General features: G+C 71.8%; 6 protein-coding genes and 1 pseudogene. 3 read left to right on the top strand and 4 right to left on the bottom strand.

The features are described 5' to 3' along the window. Positions 1-3: 3 nt before the first annotated feature. Genes ACQPZF_RS18860 through ACQPZF_RS18850 form a run of 3 tightly spaced genes read left to right on the top strand, consistent with a single transcriptional unit; the run spans position 4 to position 19,977 of the window. Positions 4-18,570 (top strand): non-ribosomal peptide synthase/polyketide synthase, encoded by an 18,567-nt coding sequence (locus tag ACQPZF_RS18860; protein WP_433273364.1) that lies wholly within the window; start codon positions 4-6, stop codon positions 18,568-18,570. Further along, a complete protein-coding gene (locus ACQPZF_RS18855; RefSeq protein WP_433273362.1) occupies positions 18,567-19,793 on the top strand; it encodes an MFS transporter in 1,227 nt (408 codons plus the stop codon). Before ACQPZF_RS18860 ends, ACQPZF_RS18855 begins: the two co-directional genes overlap by 4 nt. Beyond that, positions 19,783-19,977: an MbtH family protein gene (locus tag ACQPZF_RS18850; protein WP_184687924.1), complete on the top strand. Its 195-nt coding sequence runs from the start codon at positions 19,783-19,785 to the stop codon at positions 19,975-19,977. The genes ACQPZF_RS18855 and ACQPZF_RS18850 overlap by 11 nt, the downstream gene beginning before the upstream one ends. Before the next feature lie 82 nt (positions 19,978-20,059). Here the strand turns inward: ACQPZF_RS18850 and ACQPZF_RS18845 are convergent, their stop codons facing one another. The 4 genes and pseudogenes from ACQPZF_RS18845 to ACQPZF_RS18830 all read right to left on the bottom strand — a co-directional run. Beyond that, positions 20,060-20,653 carry a hypothetical protein gene (locus ACQPZF_RS18845; protein WP_433273359.1) on the bottom strand — a complete coding sequence of 198 codons (594 nt, stop codon included), beginning with the start codon at positions 20,651-20,653 and terminating at the stop codon, positions 20,060-20,062. Positions 20,654-20,737: 84 nt separating this feature from the next. After that, on the bottom strand, positions 20,738-21,259 hold the full coding sequence (locus ACQPZF_RS18840) for a flavin reductase family protein (RefSeq protein WP_433273357.1): 522 nt from the start codon (positions 21,257-21,259) through the stop codon (positions 20,738-20,740). Next, positions 21,256-22,518: a cation:proton antiporter gene (locus ACQPZF_RS18835; protein WP_433273355.1), complete on the bottom strand. Its 1,263-nt coding sequence runs from the start codon at positions 22,516-22,518 to the stop codon at positions 21,256-21,258. Before ACQPZF_RS18835 ends, ACQPZF_RS18840 begins: the two co-directional genes overlap by 4 nt. Positions 22,519-22,634: 116 nt before the next feature. Next, positions 22,635-23,507 (bottom strand): annotated as a pseudogene (locus tag ACQPZF_RS18830) (ATP-binding cassette domain-containing protein); the annotation flags it as partial. Positions 23,508-23,526 lie beyond the last annotated feature (19 nt).

Below are 23,526 nucleotides of genomic sequence, written 5' to 3'. Positions count from 1 at the left end.
GAAATGACGACGTCCAAGGAAAGCCGCATCTCCGCGCTGCCCGCCCACCTGCGGGAGCGCCTGCGCGACCGGCTGGCCGGGAAGTCCGCGCCCGCCGAGACAATCCCGGCCGCGCCGCGCACCGGGCCGCTGCCGCTGTCGGCCGGCCAGCGGCGGCTGTGGTTCCTCCACCAGTTCGAGCCCGGTGACACCGAGTACAACAGCGCGCTGGCGCTGCGGTTCCGGGGCGGGCTCGACGTGGCGCGGCTGACCGGCGTGCTGCGCGAGCTGGTGCGCCGGCACGAGTCGCTGCGGACCACGTTCGGGCAGGCCGACGGGCAGCCCGTGCAGGTCGTGCACGACGACCCGCGGCTCGACGTGCCGCTGGTCGACACCATCGAGTTGGACGGGGCGCTGCGGGCCGAGGTCGAGCGGCCGTTCGACCTGGAGCACGGCCCGCTGTTCCGGGCGATGGTCTTCCGGGTCGCGGCGGACGACCACGTGCTGCTGCTGACGTCCCACCACATCGTGGTCGACGGCTGGTCGCTCGGCGTGCTGGTGGAGGAGCTGGGCGCGCTGTACCGGGGCGAGGCGCTGCCGCCGATCGCGTTGCAGTACGCCGATTTCGCGGTGTGGCAGCGGGACCAGCCGGTGGACGTCTCCTACTGGCGTGACCACCTGGCCGGGGTCGAGCCGCTGGAGCTGCCGACCGACCGGCCCCGACCCGCCGAGCGCACGTCCGCCGGCGCGACGCACGAGTTCACCGTGCCGGCCGGGCTCTCGGCGCGGCTCGCGGAACTCGCCCGCGCGCACGAGGCCACGCTGTTCACCACGCTGCTCGCCGCCTGCCAGGTGCTGCTGGCGCGGTACACCGGGCAGGACGACATCGCGGTCGGCACCGTGACCAGTGGGCGCAACCGGCCGGAGTTGCAGCGGTTGGTGGGCTTCTTCGTCGGCACCGTCGTGTTGCGGTCCACTGTGGACACGTCGCTCACGTTCGAGGAGTTCCTGGACCAGGCCAAGTCGGCGACGCTGGACGCGTTCGCCCACGACGACGTGCCGTTCGACCGGGTGGTGGAAGCCGTCGGGGTGCACCGCGACCCGAGCCGCACACCGCTGTTCGACGTGATGGTGGTGATGCAGAACGCGGGCCGCGCGCTGCCCGGACTGCCGGGGCTGGAGATCGCGGAGCACCCGTTGACCCGGCGGCAGGCGAACCACGACCTCAGCGTCGACTTCACCGAGACCGGCGACGGCATCCACGGCCTGGTCGAGTACCGCACGGACCTGTTCGACGCGGCCACCGTCGACCGGATGTGCCGCCACCTGCTCATCCTGCTGGCCCGGCTGGTCGCGGAGCCCCGCCGCCCGCTCGCCGACGTGCCGCTGCTGCTCGGCGACGAGCCCGACCCGCACGGCGGGGCGTTGGAGGTCCCGGACACCACGTTCCCGGCGCTGTTCGAAGCCCAGGCCGCCCGCACGCCCGACGCCCTCGCGGTGGTGTGCGACGACGAGCGCGTGTCGTTCGCCGAGTTGGACGCCCGCGCGAACCGGCTGGCGCATCGGCTCGTCGCGGACGGCGTGCGGCCGGAACAGGTGGTCGCGGTGTCGCTGCCCCGCAGTGTGGACGCGGTGGTCGCGATCCTCGGTGTGCTGAAGGCCGGCGCGGTGTACCTGCCGGTCGACCAGGGGCTGCCCGAGCAACGCAAAGCGCATCTCATCGAGGATTCCGGCGCGGTGCGGATCATCAACGGGCCGGTGGACACGACGGGGATGCCCGACACGGCGCCCCAGGTCCGACACAGATTCGACAACGCGGCCTACGTGATCTACACGTCCGGTTCGACCGGCAAGCCCAAGGGTGTCGTGGTCGAGCACCGGAACCTGGTCAACCTCGTGCACAACCACCGTGAGTTCACCTCCGAACGCCTGCGTGTCGCGCTGTCGGCCGTGTTCTCGTTCGACACGTCGTGGGAAGGCCTGGGGTTCCTGGCGAACGGCCACGAGCTGCACGTCCTCACCGACGAGGTCCGCCTCGAACCCGGCGCGCTCCACCGGTACATCCAGGAGCACCGGCTCGACCTGCTCGACCTGACACCGACCTACGTGCAGCAACTCCTGCCCGCCGGGCTGCTGGACGACGACCACAAACCCAGGTTCCTCGTCCTGGGCGGTGAGGCCGTGGGGTCCTCCCTGTGGCGTGAGCTCGTCGAAGCGCCCGTTCAGGCCTACAACTACTACGGCCCCACCGAAACGACGGTCGACGCCACCTCCACGCCGGTCGTCGGGGACCGGCCGATGATCGGGCGCCCGCTCCGCAACGTGGCCGCGTACGTGCTGGACGAGAACCTGAACCAGCAGCCCGTAGGTGTCCCGGGCGAGCTGTTCATCGCCGGCGCACAGGTCGCGCGCGGCTACCTCAACCGGCCCGGCCTCACCGCGCAACGGTTCCTGCCCGACCCGTTCGGCCCTCCCGGGGCCCGCATGTACCGCACCGGCGACCGCGTCCGCTGGGTCGGCGACCAACTCGAATACCTCGGCCGCGACGACGACCAAGTCAAGATCCGCGGCTTCCGGATCGAGCCGGGCGAGGTGGAAGCGGCTCTGTTGAGCCATCCTGACATCACCGAGGCGGCGGTCGTCGCGCGGACCGACAACGGGCACACCCGGCTGGTCGGGTACGTGGTGGCGGACGGTCCGGTCGAGGTGCGCGACCACCTCAAGCGGCTGCTGCCGGACTACCAGATCCCGGCGGCGTTCGTGGAGCTGGACCGCATCCCGTTGACGCCCAACGGAAAGCTGGACCGGGCCGCGCTGCCCGCGCCGCGGACCAGGACGGACGACTTCGTCGCGCCGACCACACCCGCCGAAGCCGAGCTGGCCCGGATCTGGGCCGAGGTGCTGGGGTTGGACCGGGTCGGGGCGCACGACAACTTCTTCACCCTGGGCGGCGACTCGATCCTGTCCATCCAACTCGTGTCACGGGCGCGGCAGGCCGGGTTCCAGCTCACCTCGCGGGACGTCTTCCGGCACCAGACCGTGGCCGAGCTGGCGCTGGTCTCGGCCACGGTCGCGGAGAGCGAGCCGGAGCGCCTGTTCACCGGTCCCGCGCCGCTGACGCCGATCCAGCGCTGGTTCTTCGCCGAGCACGGGCCGTTGGCCCAGTTCACCATGACGCTGCTGGTCGAGCTGGAGCCTTCGGTGGACGAGGTGGCGTTACAGGCGGCCGTGCGGACCGTGGTCGAGCACCACGACGCGTTGCGGCTGCGGTTCCGTCAGGACGACGGGCGGTGGGTGCAGGACGTCTCGGAACCGGACGGGGAGGTGTTCCGCGTCGAGTCCGACGCGGATATCGAGTCGCAGGCCCGTGCCGCGCAACAGAGTCTGGACATCTCGGAAGGGCCGTTGCTGCGGGCCGTGCTGTTCCGTGGCACGCACCCGAAGCTGCTGCTGACCGTGCACCACCTCGCCGTCGACGGTGTGTCGTGGCGGATTCTCCTGGAAGATCTGGAGAAGGCCTACCGGGGCGTCGCACTGGAGCCGGTCGGCACGTCGTTCACGCAGTGGGCGCACCGGCTGGCCGAGCACGTGCGATCCGGGGCGTTGGACGACGCGCTGCCGTACTGGCGATCGCTGCCCGAGCCGGTGGCGCTGCCGGTGGACCGGGACGGCCCCAACACGGCGGCGTCCGCGCGGGTGGTGTCGGTGCGGCTGGACCGCGAGACGACCGACGCCGTCCTGCACAGCGTGCCTCCGGTGTACCGGACTCAGGTCAACGACGTGCTGTTGAGCGCCTTGGGGCGGGTACTGGCCGAGTGGACCGGCCGTTCGTCGGTGAGCGTGACCTTGGAGGGCCACGGTCGGGAGGAGCTGTTCGACGCCGACCTGTCCCGCACGGTCGGCTGGTTCACCACGCAGTTCCCGGTGGTGCTGGAGACCTCCGACGACTGGGGGCGCACGCTCAAGACCGTCAAGGAAGCCCTGCGTGCCGTGCCGCACCGGGGGCTGAGCTTCGAGGCGCTGGACGTCGGCCGCCCGCTGCCCGCGATCGCGTTCAACTACCACGGCCGGTTCGAGGTGGCCGACGGCGGCTTCTACCGCGCCCGCCGGGACTCCGTGGGCGACGACCTCGCGCCCGACCAGACCCGGAGCCAGCTACTCGAAGTCACCGGGCTGGTCGAGCGCGGCGAGTTGGAGCTGAGCTGGCAGTACTCGGAGAACGTGCACGACGACGCGACCGTGCGGCGGCTGGCCGAACGGATGCTCGACGCGTTGCGGGAGATCGTGGCCCACTGCGCCTCCCCCGACGCCGGCGGGCACACGCCGTCGGACTTCCCGCTGGCCCGGCTCACCCAGGAGCAGGTGGACCGGATCGCCGGTCCCGATGTCGAGGACATCTACCGGCTGACGCCGTTGCAGGCGGGCATGGTGTTCCACAGCCTGGTGGAGCCCGGCGCGTACGTGGACCGGATGCGGCTGGTGCTGGACGGCATCACCGACCCGGCCGCGTTGGCCGAGGCCTGGCAGCGGGTCGTGGACCGCACGCCGGTGCTGCGCAGCAGTGTGGTGTGGGACGGGGTGGCCGAGCCGGTGCAGGTCGTGCACCGGCACGTGACCCTGCCGTCCGACGGCGGGATCGACCTCGGCGTGGCGCCGCTGCTCCGCGTCCGCGTCACGCCGCTGTCGGCGGACCGCGTGGAGCTGGTGTGGTCGTCCCACCACGTGATCCTGGACGGCTGGAGCACCGGGCAGGTGTTCAGCGAGGTCCTGGAGCACTACCGCGCCATCACGACCGGGCAGCCCGCCCGGCTGCCCACCCGCCGACCGTTCCGCGACTACCTGCGCTGGCTGGCCGACCAGGAGGACACCGAGGCCTACTGGCGCTCGACGCTGTCCGATGTGGACGGACCGACACCGCTGCCGTACGACCGGCCGCCCGCCGAGGCGCACCGCGCGGAGGCGACGGAGTCCGTCCGGGTCACGGCCGACCTCGGCGACGCCGCGCAGCGTGCGGGTCTCACCGTCAACACCGTCGTGCAGGGCGCATGGGCGCTTTTGCTGGCAAGGGTTTCCGGCGAGCGCGACGTGGTGTTCGGCAGCACGGTGTCCGGGCGTCCGGCGGAGCTGCCCGGCGTCGAGTCGATGGTCGGCATGCTCATCAACACCGTGCCGACCCGGGTTTCCGTGGACACGACGGCGAAGGTCGGTGAGTGGCTGCGGGAGTTGCAGGCGGCGCAGGGTGAAGCGCGCAAGTACGACCACACCGCGTTGGCCGACATCCAGTCGTGGTTGGGCACCCGCCTGTTCGACAGCGTGGTCGTGTTCGAGAACTACCCGTTCGAGCAGAACAGCGACGGGCCGCGGGTGGTCGACATCGACGCGGTGGACAACACCACCCTGCCGCTCACGCTGACCGCGTCCGTGACGGACCGGCTGAACCTGGACCTCGCCTACGACCCGGACCTGTTCGACACCGCCACCGCCGAACGGCTCGCAGGCTGGTTGGGCGACCTGGTGGCCGCGCTCGTGCGGGACACGGACGCTCCGATCGCCGACCTGCCGTGGCTGTCGCCCGACGACGAGCGGCGGGTGCTGGTCGAGTGGAACCGGACCGCCCTCGACACACCGCACCTGCTGTACCACGAGGTGTTCGCCGAGCAGGCCCGGCGGACGCCCGACGCCACCGCGCTGGTCTTCCACGACACCCGCCTGACGTTCGCCGAACTCGACGCGCGCGCGAACCGCCTGGCGCACCACCTCATCGCACACGGAGCCGGCCCGGAGCGGACGGTCGCGGTGCGGATGCCGCGCTCGGCCGATCTGGTGGTGGCCGTGCTCGCCGTGCTGAAGGCCGGTGCGGTGTACCTGCCGATCGACCCCGAGCTGCCGGCCGACCGCATCGACTTCCTGCTGGGCGACGCCGATCCGGCACTCGTGCTGGACCGACTCCCCGACACGGCCGGCCTTCCCGACACCACTCCCCCGGTCGCGCTGCGCCCCGACCACGCGGCGTACGTGATCTACACGTCCGGCTCGACCGGCACGCCCAAGGGCGTCGTGGTCGAGCACGGGCAGCTCGCGAACCTGTTCTACGCCAACCGCCACGACCTGATGGCGGCCCGGACGAAGTTCGCCGTCACAGCGACGTTCTCGTTCGACACGTCCTGGGAAGGCCTGCTCTTCCTGGCGGCGGGCAACGAGCTGCACGTCATCGACGACGAGCTGCGGCTGGACCCGGACGCGTTGGTGGAGTACGTGCGGGCGCACGGCATCGGCACGGTCGACCTCACCCCGTCCTACGCGCACCGGCTGGTCGCCGCCGGGCTGCTGGAGTCCGGGCTCCGCCAGCTCCTCCTCGGCGGCGAGGCGGTCGACGCCGCGCTGTGGCGGCAGGTCGCCGACTCGCCCGTCGCCGGCTTCAACTACTACGGTCCGACCGAGACCGCCGTCGACGCCGTGGCCACGGAGATCACCGGCGACCGGCCGATGATCGGCCGTCCGCTGCACAACCTCGCCGCCTACGTGCTGGACGGCGACCTGCGCCCGGTGCCACCGGGTGTGGTGGGCGAGCTGTTCGTGGCCGGTGTGCAGGTCGCGCGCGGCTACCTCGGACGTCCCGGCCTCACCGCGCAACGTTTCCTGCCCGACCCGTTCGGCGCGGCGTCTTCGGGGGCAACCCGGATGTACCGGACCGGCGACCGGGTCCGGTGGGTCGACGGGCGGTTGGAGTACCTGGGGAGGGCCGACGACCAGGTCAAGATCCGGGGGTTCCGGATCGAGCCGGGCGAGGTGGAGTCCGCGCTGCGGGCCGTGCCCGGCGTGCAGGACGCCGTCGTCATCGTCCGAGGGCAACGGCTCATCGGCTACGTCACCGGCACGCCGGAGAGCGACGCCCGTGCGGTGTTGGGTTCGGCGCTGCCGGACTACCTGGTGCCGTCGGCGGTGGTCGAGCTGGACAGCTTCCCGTTGTCCCCCAGCGGGAAGGTGGACCGGAAGGCGCTGCCGGAGCCGGCGTTCGAGGGCGGGTTCACCGAGCCGCGCACGGAGGCGGAACGGACGGTCGCCGCGATCTGGGCCGACGTGCTCGGCCTGCCCCGGGTCGGTGCGGACGACAACTTCTTCGCGCTGGGCGGCGATTCGATCCTCAGCATCAACGTGACTTCACGGCTGCGAGCCGCGTTCGGCACGCAGTTGTCGCCGCGTGCCGTGTTCCAGAACCCCACAGTGTCCGGGCTCGCGACCGCGATCTCCGGTCAGTCGGTGGTGGACGCCATCCCGGTGATCCCGCGTGGTGGCGTCCACCCACAGTCCCCGGCTCAACGGCGGCTGTGGTTCCTGGACCAGTTCGAGCCCGGCGGCACCGAGTACGTGACGCCGACCGCCCTCCGGCTGCACGGGCCGGTCGACGTCGACGCGTTGCGGCGTGCGGTCGATGGCCTCGTCGTCCGGCACGAGTCACTGCGGACCACCTTCGCCGACGACGTGCAGGTCATCGGCGAACCCTTCGCCGTGCCGCTCGCCGTCGAGGAGGGCTCGTGGGAGGCGGTGTTGCGGCAGGAGGCGGAGACGCCGTTCGACCTGCGCGAAGGTCCGCTGGTGCGGGCACGGCTGGTGCGGGTGGCCGACGACGACCACGTGTTCGTGCTGACCCTGCACCACATCGTGACCGACGGCTGGTCGACCGGCGTGCTGGCACGGGACCTCAGCGCGTTGTACGCGGGTGAGGAGCTGCCGCCGCTCGCCGTGCAGTACGTGGACTTCACGGCGTGGCAGCAGGACCCGCCGCTCGACTACTGGGCCGCCCGGTTGGCCGGTGTCCCGCCGCTGGAGCTGCCGACCGACCGGCCTCGCCCGGCGGTGCGCAGCGGGGCGGGCGCGATGCACTCGTTCACCGTCCCTCCGCACATCGCCGCCGGGTTGAAGGGCCTGGCTCAGCGGCGCGGCGACACGCTGTTCACCACGCTCGTCGCGGCCTGTCAAGCGCTGCTCGCCCGGTACACCGGGCAGGACGACATCGCGGTGGGCACTGCGGTGTCCGGCCGGGGTCGTGCCGAACTGGACGACGTGGTGGGGCTGTTCGTCAACACGGTCGTGCTGCGGTCCACTGTGGACACGACGCGGAGCTTCGACGATTTCCTCACCGACGTGCGGACCACGGTGCTGGACGGGTTCGCGCACCAGGACGTGCCGTTCGAACGGGTCGTGGAAGCGGTGCGTCCGGATCGAGACCCGAGCCGCAACGCGCTGTTCGACGTCATGGTGCTGTTGCAGAACACCGCGAGCGAGATCCCGCCCCTCCCCGGCCTGCGGGTGGAAGAACTGCCCTTGCCGCTGTCCACGTCGACCTGTGACGTGACGTTCGAGTTCGGCGAGTCGGGCGGCGAGCTGCTGGGCGCGGTCGAGTACAGCACCGACCTGTTCGACGCCGCCACGATCGACCGGATGACCCGGCACCTGGTGGCGTTGCTGGCCGGGGTCACCGCAGCGCCCGACCGCCCGATCGCCGAGATCCTGTTGGTGTCGGGCGACGAGCCGGACGCCTACGGCAAGGCCTTGGTGGTCCCGGACACCACCTTCCCGGCGGTGTTCGAGGCCCAGGCCGCCCGAACGCCTCACGCGACCGCGCTGGTGTGCGGCGACACGCGCCTGACGTATGCGGAGGTGGACGCACAGGCGAACCGGCTGGCGCACCACCTGATCGCGCAGGGCGCCTCACCGGAGCGCACGGTCGCGGTGATGCTGCCGCGATCCGCCGACGTCATCGTGGCGATCCTGGCCGTGCACAAGGCGGGCGCGGTCTACCTGCCGATCGACCGGGACCTGCCGCGCGAGCGGATCGACTTCCTGCTGCGGGACGCCGACCCGGCGCTGGTGCTGGACATCTGGCCGGATCTAGCCGGGCACTCCGACCTCAGGCCCGACGTGCGGGTGCGCCCGGACCACGCGGCGTACGTGATCTACACGTCCGGCTCGACCGGCACGCCCAAGGGCGTCGTGGTCGAGCACCGGCAGCTAATGAACCTGCTGCACAACCACCGCAACGACTTCGCGACCGAACCGCTGCGCGCGGCGCTGTCGGCCGTGTTCTCGTTCGACACGTCGTGGGAAGGTGCGTTGCTCATGGCGGACGGGCACGAGCTGCACGTCCTGCCCGACGAAATCCGTCTGGAGCCCACCGCGCTGGTCGACTACGTCCGGGAGCACCGGATCGACTTCCTGGACCTCACCCCTTCCTACGTCCAGCAGCTCCTGCCCGCCGGGCTGCTGGCCGGCGACCACAAGCCGAAGGTGCTCATGCTCGGCGGCGAGGCGTTGCCGGAGTCGCTGTGGCGTGCGCTGGCGAACGGCCCGACCCGGGTCTACAACTTCTACGGCCCGACCGAAACGACGGTCGACGCCGTCTCCACCCTGGTGACGGGCGACCGGCCGGTCATCGGGCGTCCGCTGCACAACCTGGTCGCGTACGTGCTGGACGCCAACCTCCAGCCGTCGCCGATGGGTGTGCCCGGTGAGCTGTTCGTCGCCGGCGCGCAGGTCGCGCGCGGCTACCTCAACCGGCCCGGCCTCACCGCACAACGGTTCCTGCCCGACCCGTTCGGCCCTCCCGGCGCACGCATGTACCGCACCGGAGACCGCGTCCGCTGGATCGGCGACCAACTCGAATACCTCGGCCGCGACGACGACCAAGTCAAGATCCGAGGCTTCCGGATCGAGCTGGGCGAGGTGGAGGCCGCGCTCACGCACCACCCGGACGTGTCGCAAGCCGTTGTGGTGGCGAGGGAACACAACGGGCACCAGCGGCTCGTCGCCTACACCGTCGGCGCGGCTACCGATCTGGCCGGGTGGCTCAAGGAGCGGCTGCCGGACTACCTGGTGCCATCGGCGTTCGTGCCGCTGGACGGCATCCCGATGACGCCGAGCGGCAAGGTGGACCGCCGTGCGCTGCCCGCGCCGACGTTCACCGACGCCGGCTACGTGCCGCCCGCTCCGGGTGTCGCGACCGAGCTGGCCGGGATCTGGGCCGACGTGCTGGGTGTCGAGCGGGTCGGCGCGCGGGACAACTTCTTCGCGCTGGGCGGCGACTCGATCCTGAGCATGCAGGTCGTGTCACGGGCACGGCAGGCCGGGATGCGGTTGACGTCCAAGGACATCTTCCTGCGGCAGACGGTCGCCGACCTCGCGCTGGCGGTCACGGAGAACACCGCGACCACCCACGAGGTCGTGACCGGTCCGGCCCCGCTCACCCCGATCCAGCGCTGGTTCTTCGCCGAGCACGGGCCATTGGCGCACTTCACCATGTCGGTCTTCACCGACCTGGACGACGTGGACGTGCCCGCGCTGCGCGAAGCCCTCCGCAAGGTCGTCGCGCACCACGACGCCTTGCGCACCAGGTTCACGCTCGTGGACGGCGAGTGGCGTCAGGAGATCGCCGACAACGAGGGCGAAGTCCTGCGCATCGCACCCACTGTGGACCATGCGGGCGAAGCGGATCTGGCTCGGGCGAGTCTGGATCTGCGGCACGGACCGTTGTTCCAGGCCGTGCTGTTCCCGGACGGCAAGCTGTTCCTCACCGCGCACCACCTCGTGGTCGACGCGGTGTCGTGGCGGATCGTCCTCGCCGACCTCCAGACCGCCTACCAAGGCGGTGACCTGGGGCCGAAGAGCACCGCGTTCGCGGACTGGGCGCACCGGATGGAGGCGCACATCCGGTCCGGCGCGTTCGACGACTCGTTGCCGCACTGGAAGGCGACCCCGGTCGACGAGCCGGTGCCCACGACGGCGGGCAGCGCGCGGAGCGTGTCGGTGAAGCTGGGGCAGGCCGACACGGACGCCCTGCTGCACCAGGTCCCCGAGGCGTACCGGACGCAGATCAACGACGTGCTGCTGGCCGCGCTGACGGCGGCGTTCGCGGGCCGCGCGCTGGTCACGCTCGAAGGCCACGGCCGGGAGGAGCTGTTCGACGTCGACCTGTCCCGCACGGTCGGCTGGTTCACCGCGCAGTTCCCGGTGGCGCTGGAGATCCCCTCGGACGACTGGGGCGCGGCGCTCAAGGCGGTGAAGGAGCAACTGCGGGCGGTGCCTCATCGCGGTCTGAGCTACGAGGCGCTGCGGTACGCCGATCGCGGGCTCACCGGCGCGCTGCCCCGCGTGTGCTTCAACTACCTGGGGCAGTTCGAGTCCGGCACGTTCGGCGAAGGCGACCACGGCCGCGAGGTGCCCGACGACCTCCACCGGCCGCACCTGCTGGACATCACCGCCGCCGTGGCGGACGGTGAGCTGACGCTGGACTGGGAGTACTCGACGCAGGCGCACGACGAGGCCGCCGTGCGCGCGTTGGCGGACGGGATGGTGGACGCGCTGCGCGACATCGTGGCGCACTGCACCTCCCCGGACGCCTGGGGCCGCACGCCGTCCGACTTCCCCCTGGCCCGTCTCACCCAGGAACAGGTGGACCGGGTCGCGACCCGTGACGTGGAGGACGTCTACCCGCTGACGCCGTTGCAGGCGGGCATGTTGTTCCACAGCCTCGTGGACGACAGCACGGCGTACTTCAACCAGATGCGCGCTCGTCTGTCCAATGTGGACTCGCCGGAACGACTCGCGCAGGCCTGGCAGCGAGTGGTCGACCGGACACCGATCCTGCGCACGGGCATCGTGTGGGAGGGCGTGGACGAGCCGTTGCAGGTCGTGCACCGCGATGTCGTCGTGCCGGTGGAGTACGCGCCGGTCACCGACGAACTGGTCGAGCGGGACGCCGAGGCGGGCTTGGACCTCACGCACGCCCCGCTGATGCGGCTGGTGATCGGCCGGGCGTCGGAGAACGAGGTCGACCTGCTGTGGACTTCCCACCACCTGCTGCTGGACGGCTGGAGCACCGCCCAGGTGTTCGGCGAGGTGCTGTCCGAGTACGTCGGCGCCGTTCCGGTGGCCCGGCGGCCGTTCCGCGACTACCTGGAATGGCTGGCCGGTCAAGACCCGTCGGCGGCCGAGGAGCACTGGCGTGGGGTGCTCGCCGGGTTCACCACGCCCACTCCCCTGCCGTACGACCGGCCGCCGACCGACGCGCACCGCGCCGAGTCGTCCGCGCAGGTCGTGCTGGACCTGCCGGCGGCAAAGCTGGACGAGGTCGCGCGGGCCAACGGGCTCACGGTGAACACGCTGGTGCAGGGCGCGTGGGCGTTGCTGCTGGCCAGGGTTTCCGGCGAACGCGATGTCGTGTTCGGCACCACGGTGTCCGGGCGGCCGGCCGAGCTGCCGGGCGTCGAGGACATGGTGGGCATGTTCATCAACACGGTGCCCACGCGGGTCTCGGTCGACTCGCGGGACGAGGTCGTGCCGTGGCTGCGCCGGTTGCAGGAGGCGCAGACCGAATCGCGCCGGTTCGACTTCGTGTCCCTGGCGCAGGTCCAGTCGTGGGCCGGCGGGAAGCTGTTCGACAGCCTGCTGGCGTTCGAGAACTACCCGGTCGAAGCGACGTCCGACGACACGCCGCAGGTCGGCGAGGTCGACGGCCTGGACACGACCACCTTCCCGCTGACCGTGCGGGCGCACGTGGACGAGTCGCTGCACGTCGAGCTGACCTACGATCCCCGGCTGTTCGACCCGTCCACGGTCGAACGGCTCGGCGAGTGGCTGACCCGCCTGCTCGGCGCGGTCGGTGAGGCTCCGCAGCGGACGATCGGCGAGTTGCCGTGGCTGTCCGAGGACGAGCGCCGTCAGGTGCTGGTCGAGTGGAACGGCAGCGCTTCCAGCCGACCTGCCGGCACCATTCCGCACCTGTTCGCCGAGCAGGCGTCGCGGACGCCGGACGCCGTCGCGGTCACGTTCGAGGGCGTCGGCGTGACGTACCGCGAGCTGGACGAGCGGTCGAACCGGTTGGCGCACCACCTGATCGCGCAAGGGGCCGGGCCGGAACGGTTCGTGGGACTGGTGTTGCCGCGATCGTTGGACCTGGTCGTCGCGGTGCTGGGCGTGCTGAAGTCGGGTGCGGCGTACGTGCCGATCGATCCCTCCTACCCGCCCGACCGGATCTCGGGGATGATCGCAGACGCCGAGCCGGTCGTCGTGCTGGACGGCCTGCCGGACCTCGCCGGCTGTCCCGCTGTCCCACCGGAAGTGGCGTTGCTCCCCGAGCACCCGGCGTATGTGATCTACACGTCCGGGTCGACCGGCAAGCCCAAGGGTGTGGTGATCCCGCACGGCAACGTCGTGCGGCTGTTCTCGGCCACCGACCACTGGTTCGGCTTCGGACCCGATGACGTCTGGACGCTGTTCCACAGCTACGCCTTCGACTTCTCCGTATGGGAACTGTGGGGACCGCTGCTGCACGGCGGACGGCTCGTGGTGGTGCCGTTCGACATCTCCCGGTCGCCACGCGACTTCGCCCGGCTGCTGCGCGACGAAGGCGTCACGGTCCTCAACCAGACCCCGTCCGCCTTCTACCAACTCCTGCCCGAACAACCCGACCCGCGCTACGTGATCTTCGGCGGCGAAGCCCTGGACATGCACAAAGTCCAGGACTGGCAAGGCACCGGCCAATTGATCAACATGTACGGCATCACCGAGACCACCGTCCACGTCACCTACACCCCGGCGGACGGCACCATCGGCGAACCCATCCCCGACCTCCGGGTGTACGTGCTGGACGACGACCTGCAGCCCGTGCCACCGGGTGTGACCGGCGAAATGTACGTCGCCGGACCGGGCCTGGCCCGCGGCTACCTGAACCGGCCGGGGCTGACGGCGTCGCGGTTCGTCGCGAACCCGTTCGGCGAGCCCGGCGCCCGGATGTACCGGACCGGCGACCTGGCGCGGTGGATCGACGGGCGGTTGGACTACCTCGGCCGCGCCGACCACCAGGTCAAGATCCGCGGGTTCCGGATCGAACTCGGCGAGATCGAGGCCGTGCTCGCCTCCTACCCGTCCGTGCGGCAGGTCGCCGTGGTGGTGCGGGACGATCGGCTGGTCGCCTATGTGGTGGCCTCGGACGAGGTCACCGTGCCGGAGTTGCGTGATCACGCGGCGCTGTCGCTGCCCGACTACATGGTCCCGACCGCGTACGTGACGCTCGACCGGTTGCCGCTCAACGCGAACGGCAAGCTGGACCGGGCCGCGCTGCCCGCGCCCGAGCGGGACGCCTCGGTGGGCGACGGGTTCGTCGCGCCGCGCACGGAGGTCGAGCGGCTGGTCGCCGGCGTGTGGGCGGACGTGCTCGGCCTGGCGCGGGTCGGCGCTCACGACAACTTCTTCGCGCTGGGCGGCGACTCCATCCTGAGCATCCGGGTGGCGTCGCGGCTGCGGGAGACGTTCGACCTGTCGCCTCGGGCGTTGTTCGACCACCCGACCGTGGCGGGTCTCGCGGCGGCGTTGACCGGCGGCACGCTCGCGCCGATCCCCCGCGCGGAGGGCGACTTCCCGTTGTCGTTCGCGCAGCAGCGGCTGTGGTTCCTGGACCAGTTCTCGCCCGGCGGCACGGAGTACGTGACGCCGTTCGCGGTGCGGTTGCGCGGTGACCTGGACGTGGAGCGGTTGCGGCGGGCGCTGTCCGGGTTGGTGGCGCGGCACGAGTCGTTGCGCACCACGTTCCCCGCGGTGGACGGGCTGCCGGTGCAGGTCGTGCACCCGCCGTACGAGGTGTCGTTGCCGGTGGTGGACGAGATGCCGGCGGTCGAGCCGTTCGACCTTGGCACCGGACCGCTGTTCCGACCGGCGCTGGTGCGCACCGGGCCGGACGAGCACGTGCTGGCGCTGACGATGCACCACATCGTCACGGACGGCTGGTCCGGCGGTGTGCTGGTGGCGGACTTGGCCGACCTGTACGCCGGCGAAGAGCTTCCCGAGTTGCCGGTGCGGTATGTGGACTTCTCCGCGTGGCAACGGGAACAGCCGTTGGACCGGCAGCTCGACTACTGGCGGTCCCAGCTCGCCGGCGTGCCGGCGCTGGAGTTGCCGACCGACCGGCCACGTCCGCCGGTGCACACGACTCCCGGCGCGCAGTTCGAGTTCTCGGTGCCCGCCGAGGTCGCGGACGCGTTGCGGGACATCGCGCGGCGGAACGACGGCACGCTGTTCATGGCGCTGGTCGCGGCCTGCCAGGTGTTGTTCCACCGCTGGTCGGGACAGGAGGACTTCGCCATCGGCACGGTGGCGGCCGGGCGGGAGCGGCCCGAGTTCGAGCGGATGGTCGGGTTCTTCGTCAACACCCTGACCTTGCGGGCCCGGATCGACCCGCTGGTGACGTTCCCGGAGTTCCTGGGGCAGGTGCGGGGGACGGTGCTGGACGCGTTCGCGCACCAGGACGTGCCGTTCGAGCGCGTGGTCGACGCCGTGCAGCCGGACCGGGACACCAGCCGGACGCCGCTGTTCCAGGCGGTGGTGGCGTTGCAGAACGCGCCACAGGCGGCCGGGTTCGCCGGGCTGGAGGCCTCGGACGTCGCACAGCCCGTCGTGTCCACGGGATTCGACGTGACGGTGGAGTTCACCGAGGAGGACCACGGCGGGCTGGCCGGGTCGATCGAGTACAACACCGACCTGTTCGACGCCGTGACCGTGGAACGCCTCGCCGCGCACCTCCGGGTGCTGTTGGCCGGCATCGCCGAGGACGCGGATCGTCCACTGTGGACGCTACCGGTGCTGCCGCCCGACGAGTGGGCGACGGTGGAGCGGTTCGGCGATTCTTCTTCCGACGCGCCGTTCAGGTCGTTCGCCGAACTGGTCGAAGCGCAGGTCGAGCGCACGCCCGACGCGTTGGCGCTGGCCGGCGAGGTGGAGATGACCTACGCGGCGCTCAACGCGGCGGCGAACCGGTTGGCGCACCACCTGATCGCGCAAGGCGCCGGGCCGGAGCGGATCGTCGCCGTGCGGCTGCCCCGGTCCGCCGAGCTGGTCACCGCCGAGCTGGCGGTGCTCAAGGCCGGTGCGGCGTTCCTGCCGGTCGACCCGGCCTACCCGGCGGAGCGGATCGAGTTCATGCTGGCCGACGCGCGGCCGTTGCTGGTGCTGGACGACGCGGTCGACGTCGGCGGACAGCCCGACACCGATCCGGGCGTGGTGGTCCGGCCCGAGCATCCGGCGTACGTAATCTACACATCCGGGTCCACCGGACGGCCCAAGGGCGTCGTGGTGTCCCACGCGGGCATCGCCACGTTCTCCGCGGCCGAGATCGCCCACCTGGACGTGCGGCCCGGCGACCGGGTGCTGGAGTTCTCCTCCCCCAGCTTCGACGCCTCGGTGCTGGAACTGTGCATGGCGCTGCCCGCCGGGGCCGCGCTGGTCGTGCCGCCGGAGGGGCCGCTGGTCGGTGACCAGCTCGCGGACGTGCTGGTGTCCCACCAGGTGACGCACGCGCTGATCCCGCCGGTCGCGTTGGCGACGCTGCCGGACGGGGAGCTGCCGGCGTTCCGGACGCTGGTGGTCGGCGGCGACGCCTGCTCGGCCGACCTGGTGGACCGCTGGGCCCCGGGCCGGCGGATGATCAACGCCTACGGTCCCACCGAGTCGACCGTGGTGGCCACGTGGAGTTCGCCGCTGGAACCGGGTGGCACGCCACCGATCGGACGGCCGATTCCGGGTACCCGTGCCCACGTGGTGGACTCGTCGTTGCAGCCGGTGCCGATCGGCGTTCCCGGCGAGCTGTACGTGTCGGGTGTCGGACTGGCCCGCGGGTACCTCGACCGGCCGGGGCTGACGGCGTCCCGGTTCGTCGCGAACCCCTTCGGCGAGCCCGGTTCCCGGATGTACCGCACGGGCGACGTGGTGCGGTGGCGGCGTTCCGGTGAGCTGGAGTTCGTCGGGCGGGCGGACGAGCAGGTGAAGATCCGGGGCTTCCGGATCGAGCTGGGCGAGGTGGAGACCGCGTTGCTGCGGCACCCCGACGTGCGGGAGGCCGTCGTGGTGGCCCGTGCCGACACCGCCGGGCACAAGCGCTTGGTCGCCTACGTCGTCGGGTCCGTGGAGAAGCTGCGCGAGTTCATGGGCGAGTCGCTGCCCGACTACCTGGTGCCGTCGGTGTTCGTCCCGGTGGACGCGATGCCGGTCAGCCCCAACGGGAAGGTGGACCGGGCACGGCTGCCGGAGCCGGACTTCTCGGCGCTGTCGGCCGCCGAGCACGTGCCGCCGGCCGGACCGGTGGAGGACGCGCTGGCCCGTGTCTGGGCGGACGTGCTGGGTGTTCCCCGGGTCGGCACGGCGGACAACTTCTTCGCGCTGGGCGGGGATTCCATCCTGAGCATGCAGGTGGTGGCACGGGCTCGGCAGGCCGGGCTGCGGTTCACCACCAAGGAACTGTTCCTGCACCAGACGATCGGGCAGCTCGCGCCCGTCGTGCGGGTGGAGGCGAACGAGGGCGACCGGTCCGCCGTGGTGGGCGCGGTGCCGTTGACGCCGATCCAGCACTGGTTCCTGCACTCCGGACGGCGGAACCCGCACCACTTCAACCAGTCGCACCTGGTGGAGCTGGACCCCGCGGTCGACGTGGCCGCGCTGCGGCGGGCGTTGCGCGCGCTGCTGGATCAGCACGACGCGTTGCGCATGCGGTTCACCCAAGTCGACGGCGTGTGGCGGCAGGAGAACGCCGAGGTGTCGGACGTCGACGTGCTCACCGAAGTGTCCGATGTGGACGACATGGAGGCGTTCGCGGACGAGGTGCACGCCGGGTTCGACCTCGGCGCCGGGCCGTTGTTGCGGGCGGTGTTGTTCCGCGAAGGCGACCGTTCGCTGCTGTTGTTGGTGGCGCACCACCTGGTGGTGGACGGGGTGTCGTGGCGAATCCTGCTGGACGACCTGGAGACCGCCTACCGCGGCGAGGACCTGGGCGCCAAGACGACGTCGTTCCAGGAGTGGGCGCGTCGGTTGGAGAGCCATGTCGCCGACGGCGGGTTCGACGCCGAGGTGGAGTACTGGAGTGCGCCGTTGCCGGTGCAGGAGAAGGCCTCCGCGCCGAGCGAGGTGCTGACCGTCGAGCTGTCCGAGGACGACACGGAGGCGTTGCTGCGCGGTGCGCCCGTCGCCTACCGGACCCGGATCAACGATGTGCTGCTCGCCGCGCTGGCGTGGTCCCTGTCCCGCTGGACCGGGTCCGCGACGGTCGCCGTGGACCTGGAAGGGCACGGCCGGGAGGACCTGTTCGACGGTGTGGACCTGTCCCGGACCGTGGGGTGGTTCACCACGGTCTTCCCGGTGCGGCTGGAGGTGCCGGACGGCGACTGGCGGTCGCGCGTCAAGGCCGTGCGGCGGCAGCTTCGGGACGTGCCGGGCAACGGGATCGGGTACGGGGCGCTGCGGCAGCACGGCCGGGTGCGGGACTGCGGCGTGCCGGTGGTGGCGTTCAACTACCTGGGGCAGTTCGACTCGGGCTCGGAGGAGTCCGCGGGGCTGTACCGGGCGGTGCTGCCGTCGGTCGGGCAGGAGCACGATCCCGCCGACCAGGGCGACCACCTGATCGACGTCGTCGGCGAGGCGGGCGGCGGCCGGCTCGGGTTCTCCTGGTACTTCCACCCGGACGTGCACTCGGAGGACGTGGTGCGCCAGGTGGTCGCGGACTTCGCGTTCGCGCTGCGGGCCATCGCCGAGGACTGCCGGGGTGCGGTGTGACCGTTTCGCTGGCACGCAACCGGAACTACACGCTGTTGTGGGGCGGGCAGGCGCTCGCCGAGGTCGGGTTCTCGGCCTCGCTGATCGCGTTCCCCCTGCTGGTGCTGGCGATCACCGGGTCACCGGCGGCGTCCGGCCTCGTGCTCGCGGTCGACGCGACCGCGCAGCTCGTGGCGGGCCTGCCCGCCGGGGCCCTGGTGGACCGGTGGGACCGCAGGAAGATCATGCTGGCGTGCGAGGCGGCGCAGGCGCTCGCGCTGGGGTCGCTGGTGCTCGCACTGCTCGGCGGCGTCGCTTCGTTGGCCCACATGGTCTTCGTGGCGGCGGTGCTGGGCGTGTGCCGGGCGTTGTTCGAGCCGGCCGAGGACGCCTGCCTGCCCCGGCTGGTGCCGGACTCGCAGTTGGCCACGGCGGTGGCGATGAACGCCGCGCGGTCCTCGTTGGGGCAGATGGCGGGCACCGCGCTCGGCGGTGTGCTGTTCGCGGTGGCCCGGTGGGTGCCGTTCCTGCTCGACCTGGTCACGCACTGCCTGGCGTTCGTGGCGCTGCTGTTCCTGCGGGTGCCGCCCCGGGAGCAGCCGGTGGTCGCCGAGCGGCACTTCCTGCGGGAGATCGGCGACGGGCTGCGGTGGGTGTGGCGGCGGAGGGAGATCCGGGTGACCGCGCAGTGCGCGATCGTCCTGAACCTCTTCTTCACCGCGTTCTACCTGGTGGTCATCGTGCTGGCGCAGGCGCGCGGGGTGTCGTCCGGCGCGATCGGCGTGATGGCCGCGATGCTCGGCGTGGGCGGTGTGGCGGGAGCGTTGGCCGCGCCGTGGCTGCACCGCGTGCTCGGGCCGTACCTCTCGATCGCCGGGGTGTTCTGGGTGTTGACGGTGTTGACGCCCGTGGCCTACTTCGTGTCCGACGGGTACGTGATGGGCGGGTTGTTCGCGCTCATGACGTTCCTGGCGCCCACGGCGAATACGACGATCACCACCCACCAGTTGCTGTTGACGCCCGACTCGATGCGCGGGCGGCTCAGCGGGGTGTTGTCGGTCGTGGTCGGGACCGCGGGTGCGCTCGGGCCCGCGGTCGGTGGATTGCTCACCGAGTTCATCTCCGCCGACCGGGCCGTGCTGGTCTGCGCGGTCGGCATCGCGTTGGTTACCGCGTTCGTGACGGTCAGCCCGACCTTGCGGCGCTATTCGGCAGAACAGGAAGGTGTTTCGGATGAGGTCTGACATCGCTTACCAGGTGCTGGTCAACGACGAGGGCCAGTACTCGCTGTGGCCCGCGCACCAGGCGGTCCCGGCGGGCTGGGTCGCGGACGGGAAGACCGGCACGATGGACGAGTGCTCCGCGTACGTCGACTCCGTGTGGACCGACATGCGGCCGAAGTCCTTGCGGGACGCCATGTCCGGCTGACCCGCCGCGATGTCCCCGCGGGAAGTCATGCCCGGCTGACGCGACGCGACGTCCCCGCGGGACGCCATGCCCGGCCGACGCGCTACAACGGCAGGGGCTCGGTGATCTCCAGGCCCGCGTCCACCGCCGCGACCAGCAGCTCCGTCTGCCGTGGCGAGTGGGTCCGGGCCCACGTCCGGAGGGCTCCCAGGAACGCGGTCAGGTCACGTTGCGCCTGTCTCAGCATTCCCGGGAGCGCCGGGCGGCCGATGTCCACGTGCGGCCCGTCGCGCCCTTCGGCAGTCCACACCCGCACCACGTCGCCCACGTACTCGACCCACGGCCCCGGCCCCAGGTCGATGTCCGCTCGGTACAGGGCGGCCAGCCAGGCCCGCCACGCGAACAGCTCGCTGTGCGGACCGGGCTCGGCCTCGATCCCGTCGCCGTCGCGCAGCAGCAGACCGCCGGGCGCGTACAGGGTGTCGAAGCCGATCAGCTCGCGCACCGCCTCGTCCGCGCTGCCGGCGGCGGACCCGCCGCTGTGCAGGTAGATGGTGCGCAGGGCGCTGCCCACGTCGTCCGGTCCGGCGCTGCCGTCGAGGCGCAACCACGTCCCGACCGCCTCGGACACCGGCCAGAGGTCGAAGTCCTCGCCCGGTGGCGTGAACCCGCTGATCACTGGCGAGAAATTCGGCACTGTTCCGAGGCTAGCGCGGGAACCGCCCCGGCGGGGTGCTCCGCCGGGGCGATCATCGATGGCGACTGGCCGATAGGGGCAGCCTTACCTGCTTTCGGCGGGTTCCCCGGTCCGCCACACCTGGTATTCCCGCAATCCGTACAGCAGCGGCAGGTGGCCGCTTTCCCGCGCCACTTGGAATGTCTCGCCGAACACCACCGTGTGGTCGCCCACCGGCTCGGTCCGGCTGACCCGGCAATCCGCCACGGCGTGCGCGTCCGCCACGAGGTGCGGCCCGCCCGCCCCGGCGGGCTGCCGCCACGCGATGACGTCGAAGCGGTCCGGCGCGCCCGAGGCGAACAGCTCGGCCACCGGCTTGGCGTTGCCGTGCAGGAAGTTCACCGCGAACTTGCCCCGCGCGAGCACGGCGTCCAGGGTGGGGCTGCCGTTGCGCAGGCACACCAGCAGGGTCGGCGGCGAGAGGGTCACGCTGCACACCGACGACACCGTCATGCCCCTCGGCGAGCCGTCCGCCGCGGTCGTCGTGATGATCGCGACGCCGGTCGGGAAGTGGGACATCAGGGCGCGGAAGTCGGCCGTCGGTATGACGGGGAGCGACTGGGTCATGGCCTACCGCCTGGCAAGTCGGGAACGGGCTGTGGTGGCACGGCGGCGCTCTTGCGGGCGCGGCGCTCGATCAGGGACAGCAGCGGGCCGGTCATCGCGGTGGTCACCAGCGCCATCACCACCAGGGCCAGGAAGAGCTGCACGGACAGCAGTCCGGCGCTGTACCCGGCCTGGAGCACCACGATCTCGGTCAGCCCCCTGGTGTTCATCAGGACGCCGACCGTGATCGCGGTGCGGCGGTCCTGCCCGGCGAGCCGCGTGCCCAGGTAGCCGCCGCCGACCTTGCCCGCGATGGCCAGCGCGGTGGCGATCAGGATGGCGGCCCACGGCGCGGCGGCGCGCGGCGCGTTCGCCAGGCCCATGCCCGCCACCACGAAGAACACCGGCACCAGGAGCCTGCCGACCTGCATGACCGGTCGCACGGCGGCGGTCCACGGGCCGCCGGGGACCGCCAGGCCCACCACGAACGCGCCGAACACGGCGGTGAGGCCCCAGTGCTCGAACTGGAACGCGACGAGCAGGGCGAGGGCCGCCACCGCCAGGCCGCTGACCTTCGGGAAGCGCTCCGCGAAGGCGGTAGGGCCCTTGCCGCGCAACAGGATCCGCCCCACCACGGTGACCGCGACACCGATCGCGAGCAGGATCAGGGACACCAGCACGCCACCGGAGAGGCCGACCGCGACGACCAGCAGCAGCCACGCGGCGGAGTCCGTGACGACCGCGGCGGCCATGGCGAGCTTGCCCGGCGGGCTGTCCACCATCCGCCGGTCTTCCAGGATTCGCGCGAGCACCGGCACGGCCGTCACGCTCAGCGCCACCGCGACCATCAGCACCAGCGCGGGCGCGGGGGCGGTCCCGCGCACGTCCGGACCGGCCGCCAGCAGCACCCACGCGGCCATCGCCAGGCCCGCCAGGAGCGCCGGCACGAACGACCCGGCGGTCACCCAGCCCACGGCGCGCGCGCCCAGGCCGGACTGGCCGTGCCGCAACTCGTGCGCCACACCGACCAGGAACAGCACCAGACCGATCTGGCCCAGCACCTTCAACGGGCTCACGACGCCGGCCGGCAGGACACCGGCGAGACCGGACGCGCCGCCCACGGCGAGCACCGCCGGCACGACGAGGATGCCCGCCAGGATCTCGCCGATCACCTCCGGCTGACGTGTCGCGCGGGCCGCCCGCCGACCGAGGTAGGCGGCGATCAGCACGGCCGCCAGCACGGCCGCGACGTGTCCCGCACGCAACAGGAGGTCGCTCATGCCGGCGACCCCCACCGTCCGGTCGAGCGCGGATACCTGCTCATGGACAGCGCGCGGCTGCCCGCGAAGTTCGGCGTGCGGTGGGACACGGCGGTTCCTTCCTGCTCGGTGGTTCCCTACTGGTCGGTCGGGTGCCCGACGAGGTTGAAGAACACGTCGTCCAGCGTCGGGCGGCGCAGGGAGAAGTCGGCGACGTCGACTCCGGCATCCCGAAGCGCCACGGCCGCCGCGGCGATGCCGTCCATGCCGTCCCGCAACTGGAGCTTCACCAGGCCCTTCTCGACGTCGGTGGTCGGCGCGTCGACCGCGAGGGGCCCGAGCACGGAGAGGGCGTCGGGCACCCGGTCCGGCAGCGCGACCGCGACTTCCAGCCACTCCTGGCCGACCTTGCGCTTGAGCTCGTCGGGTGTGCCGTCGGCGATCACCTGCCCGGCCGCGATGACCACGATCTGGTCGGCCAGGTAGTCGGCCTCCTCCAGGTACTGGGTGGTCAGCAGCACGGTCACGCCCTCGTCCACCAGGCCGCGCACGGTGTTCCACAGCGACTGCCTGCTGGCCGGGTCCAGGCCGGTGGTGGGCTCGTCCAGGAACAGCACCTGCGGGTGGCCGACCAGGCAGCTCGCCAGGTCCAGCCGCCGCCGCATACCGCCGGAGTAGGTGCCGACCGGGCGGTCGCCCGCCGCGACGAGGTCGAACCTCGCCAACAGCTCCTGCGCCCGCTTGCGCGCGCCGTCGCGGCCCAGGTGCAGGAGCTTGCCCAGCAGCACCAGGTTCTCCCGGCCGGTGAGCAGCTCGTCGACGGCGGCGTTCTGCCCGGCCAGGCCGATCCGGCGGCGCACCTCGCGCGGCTGCTTCACCACGTCGAACCCGGCGACCTTCGCGACGCCGCCGTCCGGTTCGAGCAGGGTCGCCAGGACACGGACGGCGGTGGTCTTGCCCGCGCCGTTGGGGCCGAGCACGCCGAGCACCGAGCCGGTCCGCACGGTCAGGTCGATGCCTTGCAGGGCC

This window comes from Actinosynnema sp. CS-041913 (assembly GCF_050942485.1).
Lineage (GTDB): Bacteria > Actinomycetota > Actinomycetes > Mycobacteriales > Pseudonocardiaceae > Actinosynnema.
Note: the sequence above shows the minus strand (reverse complement) of the source record. Positions and strands in the feature narration are given on the sequence as shown.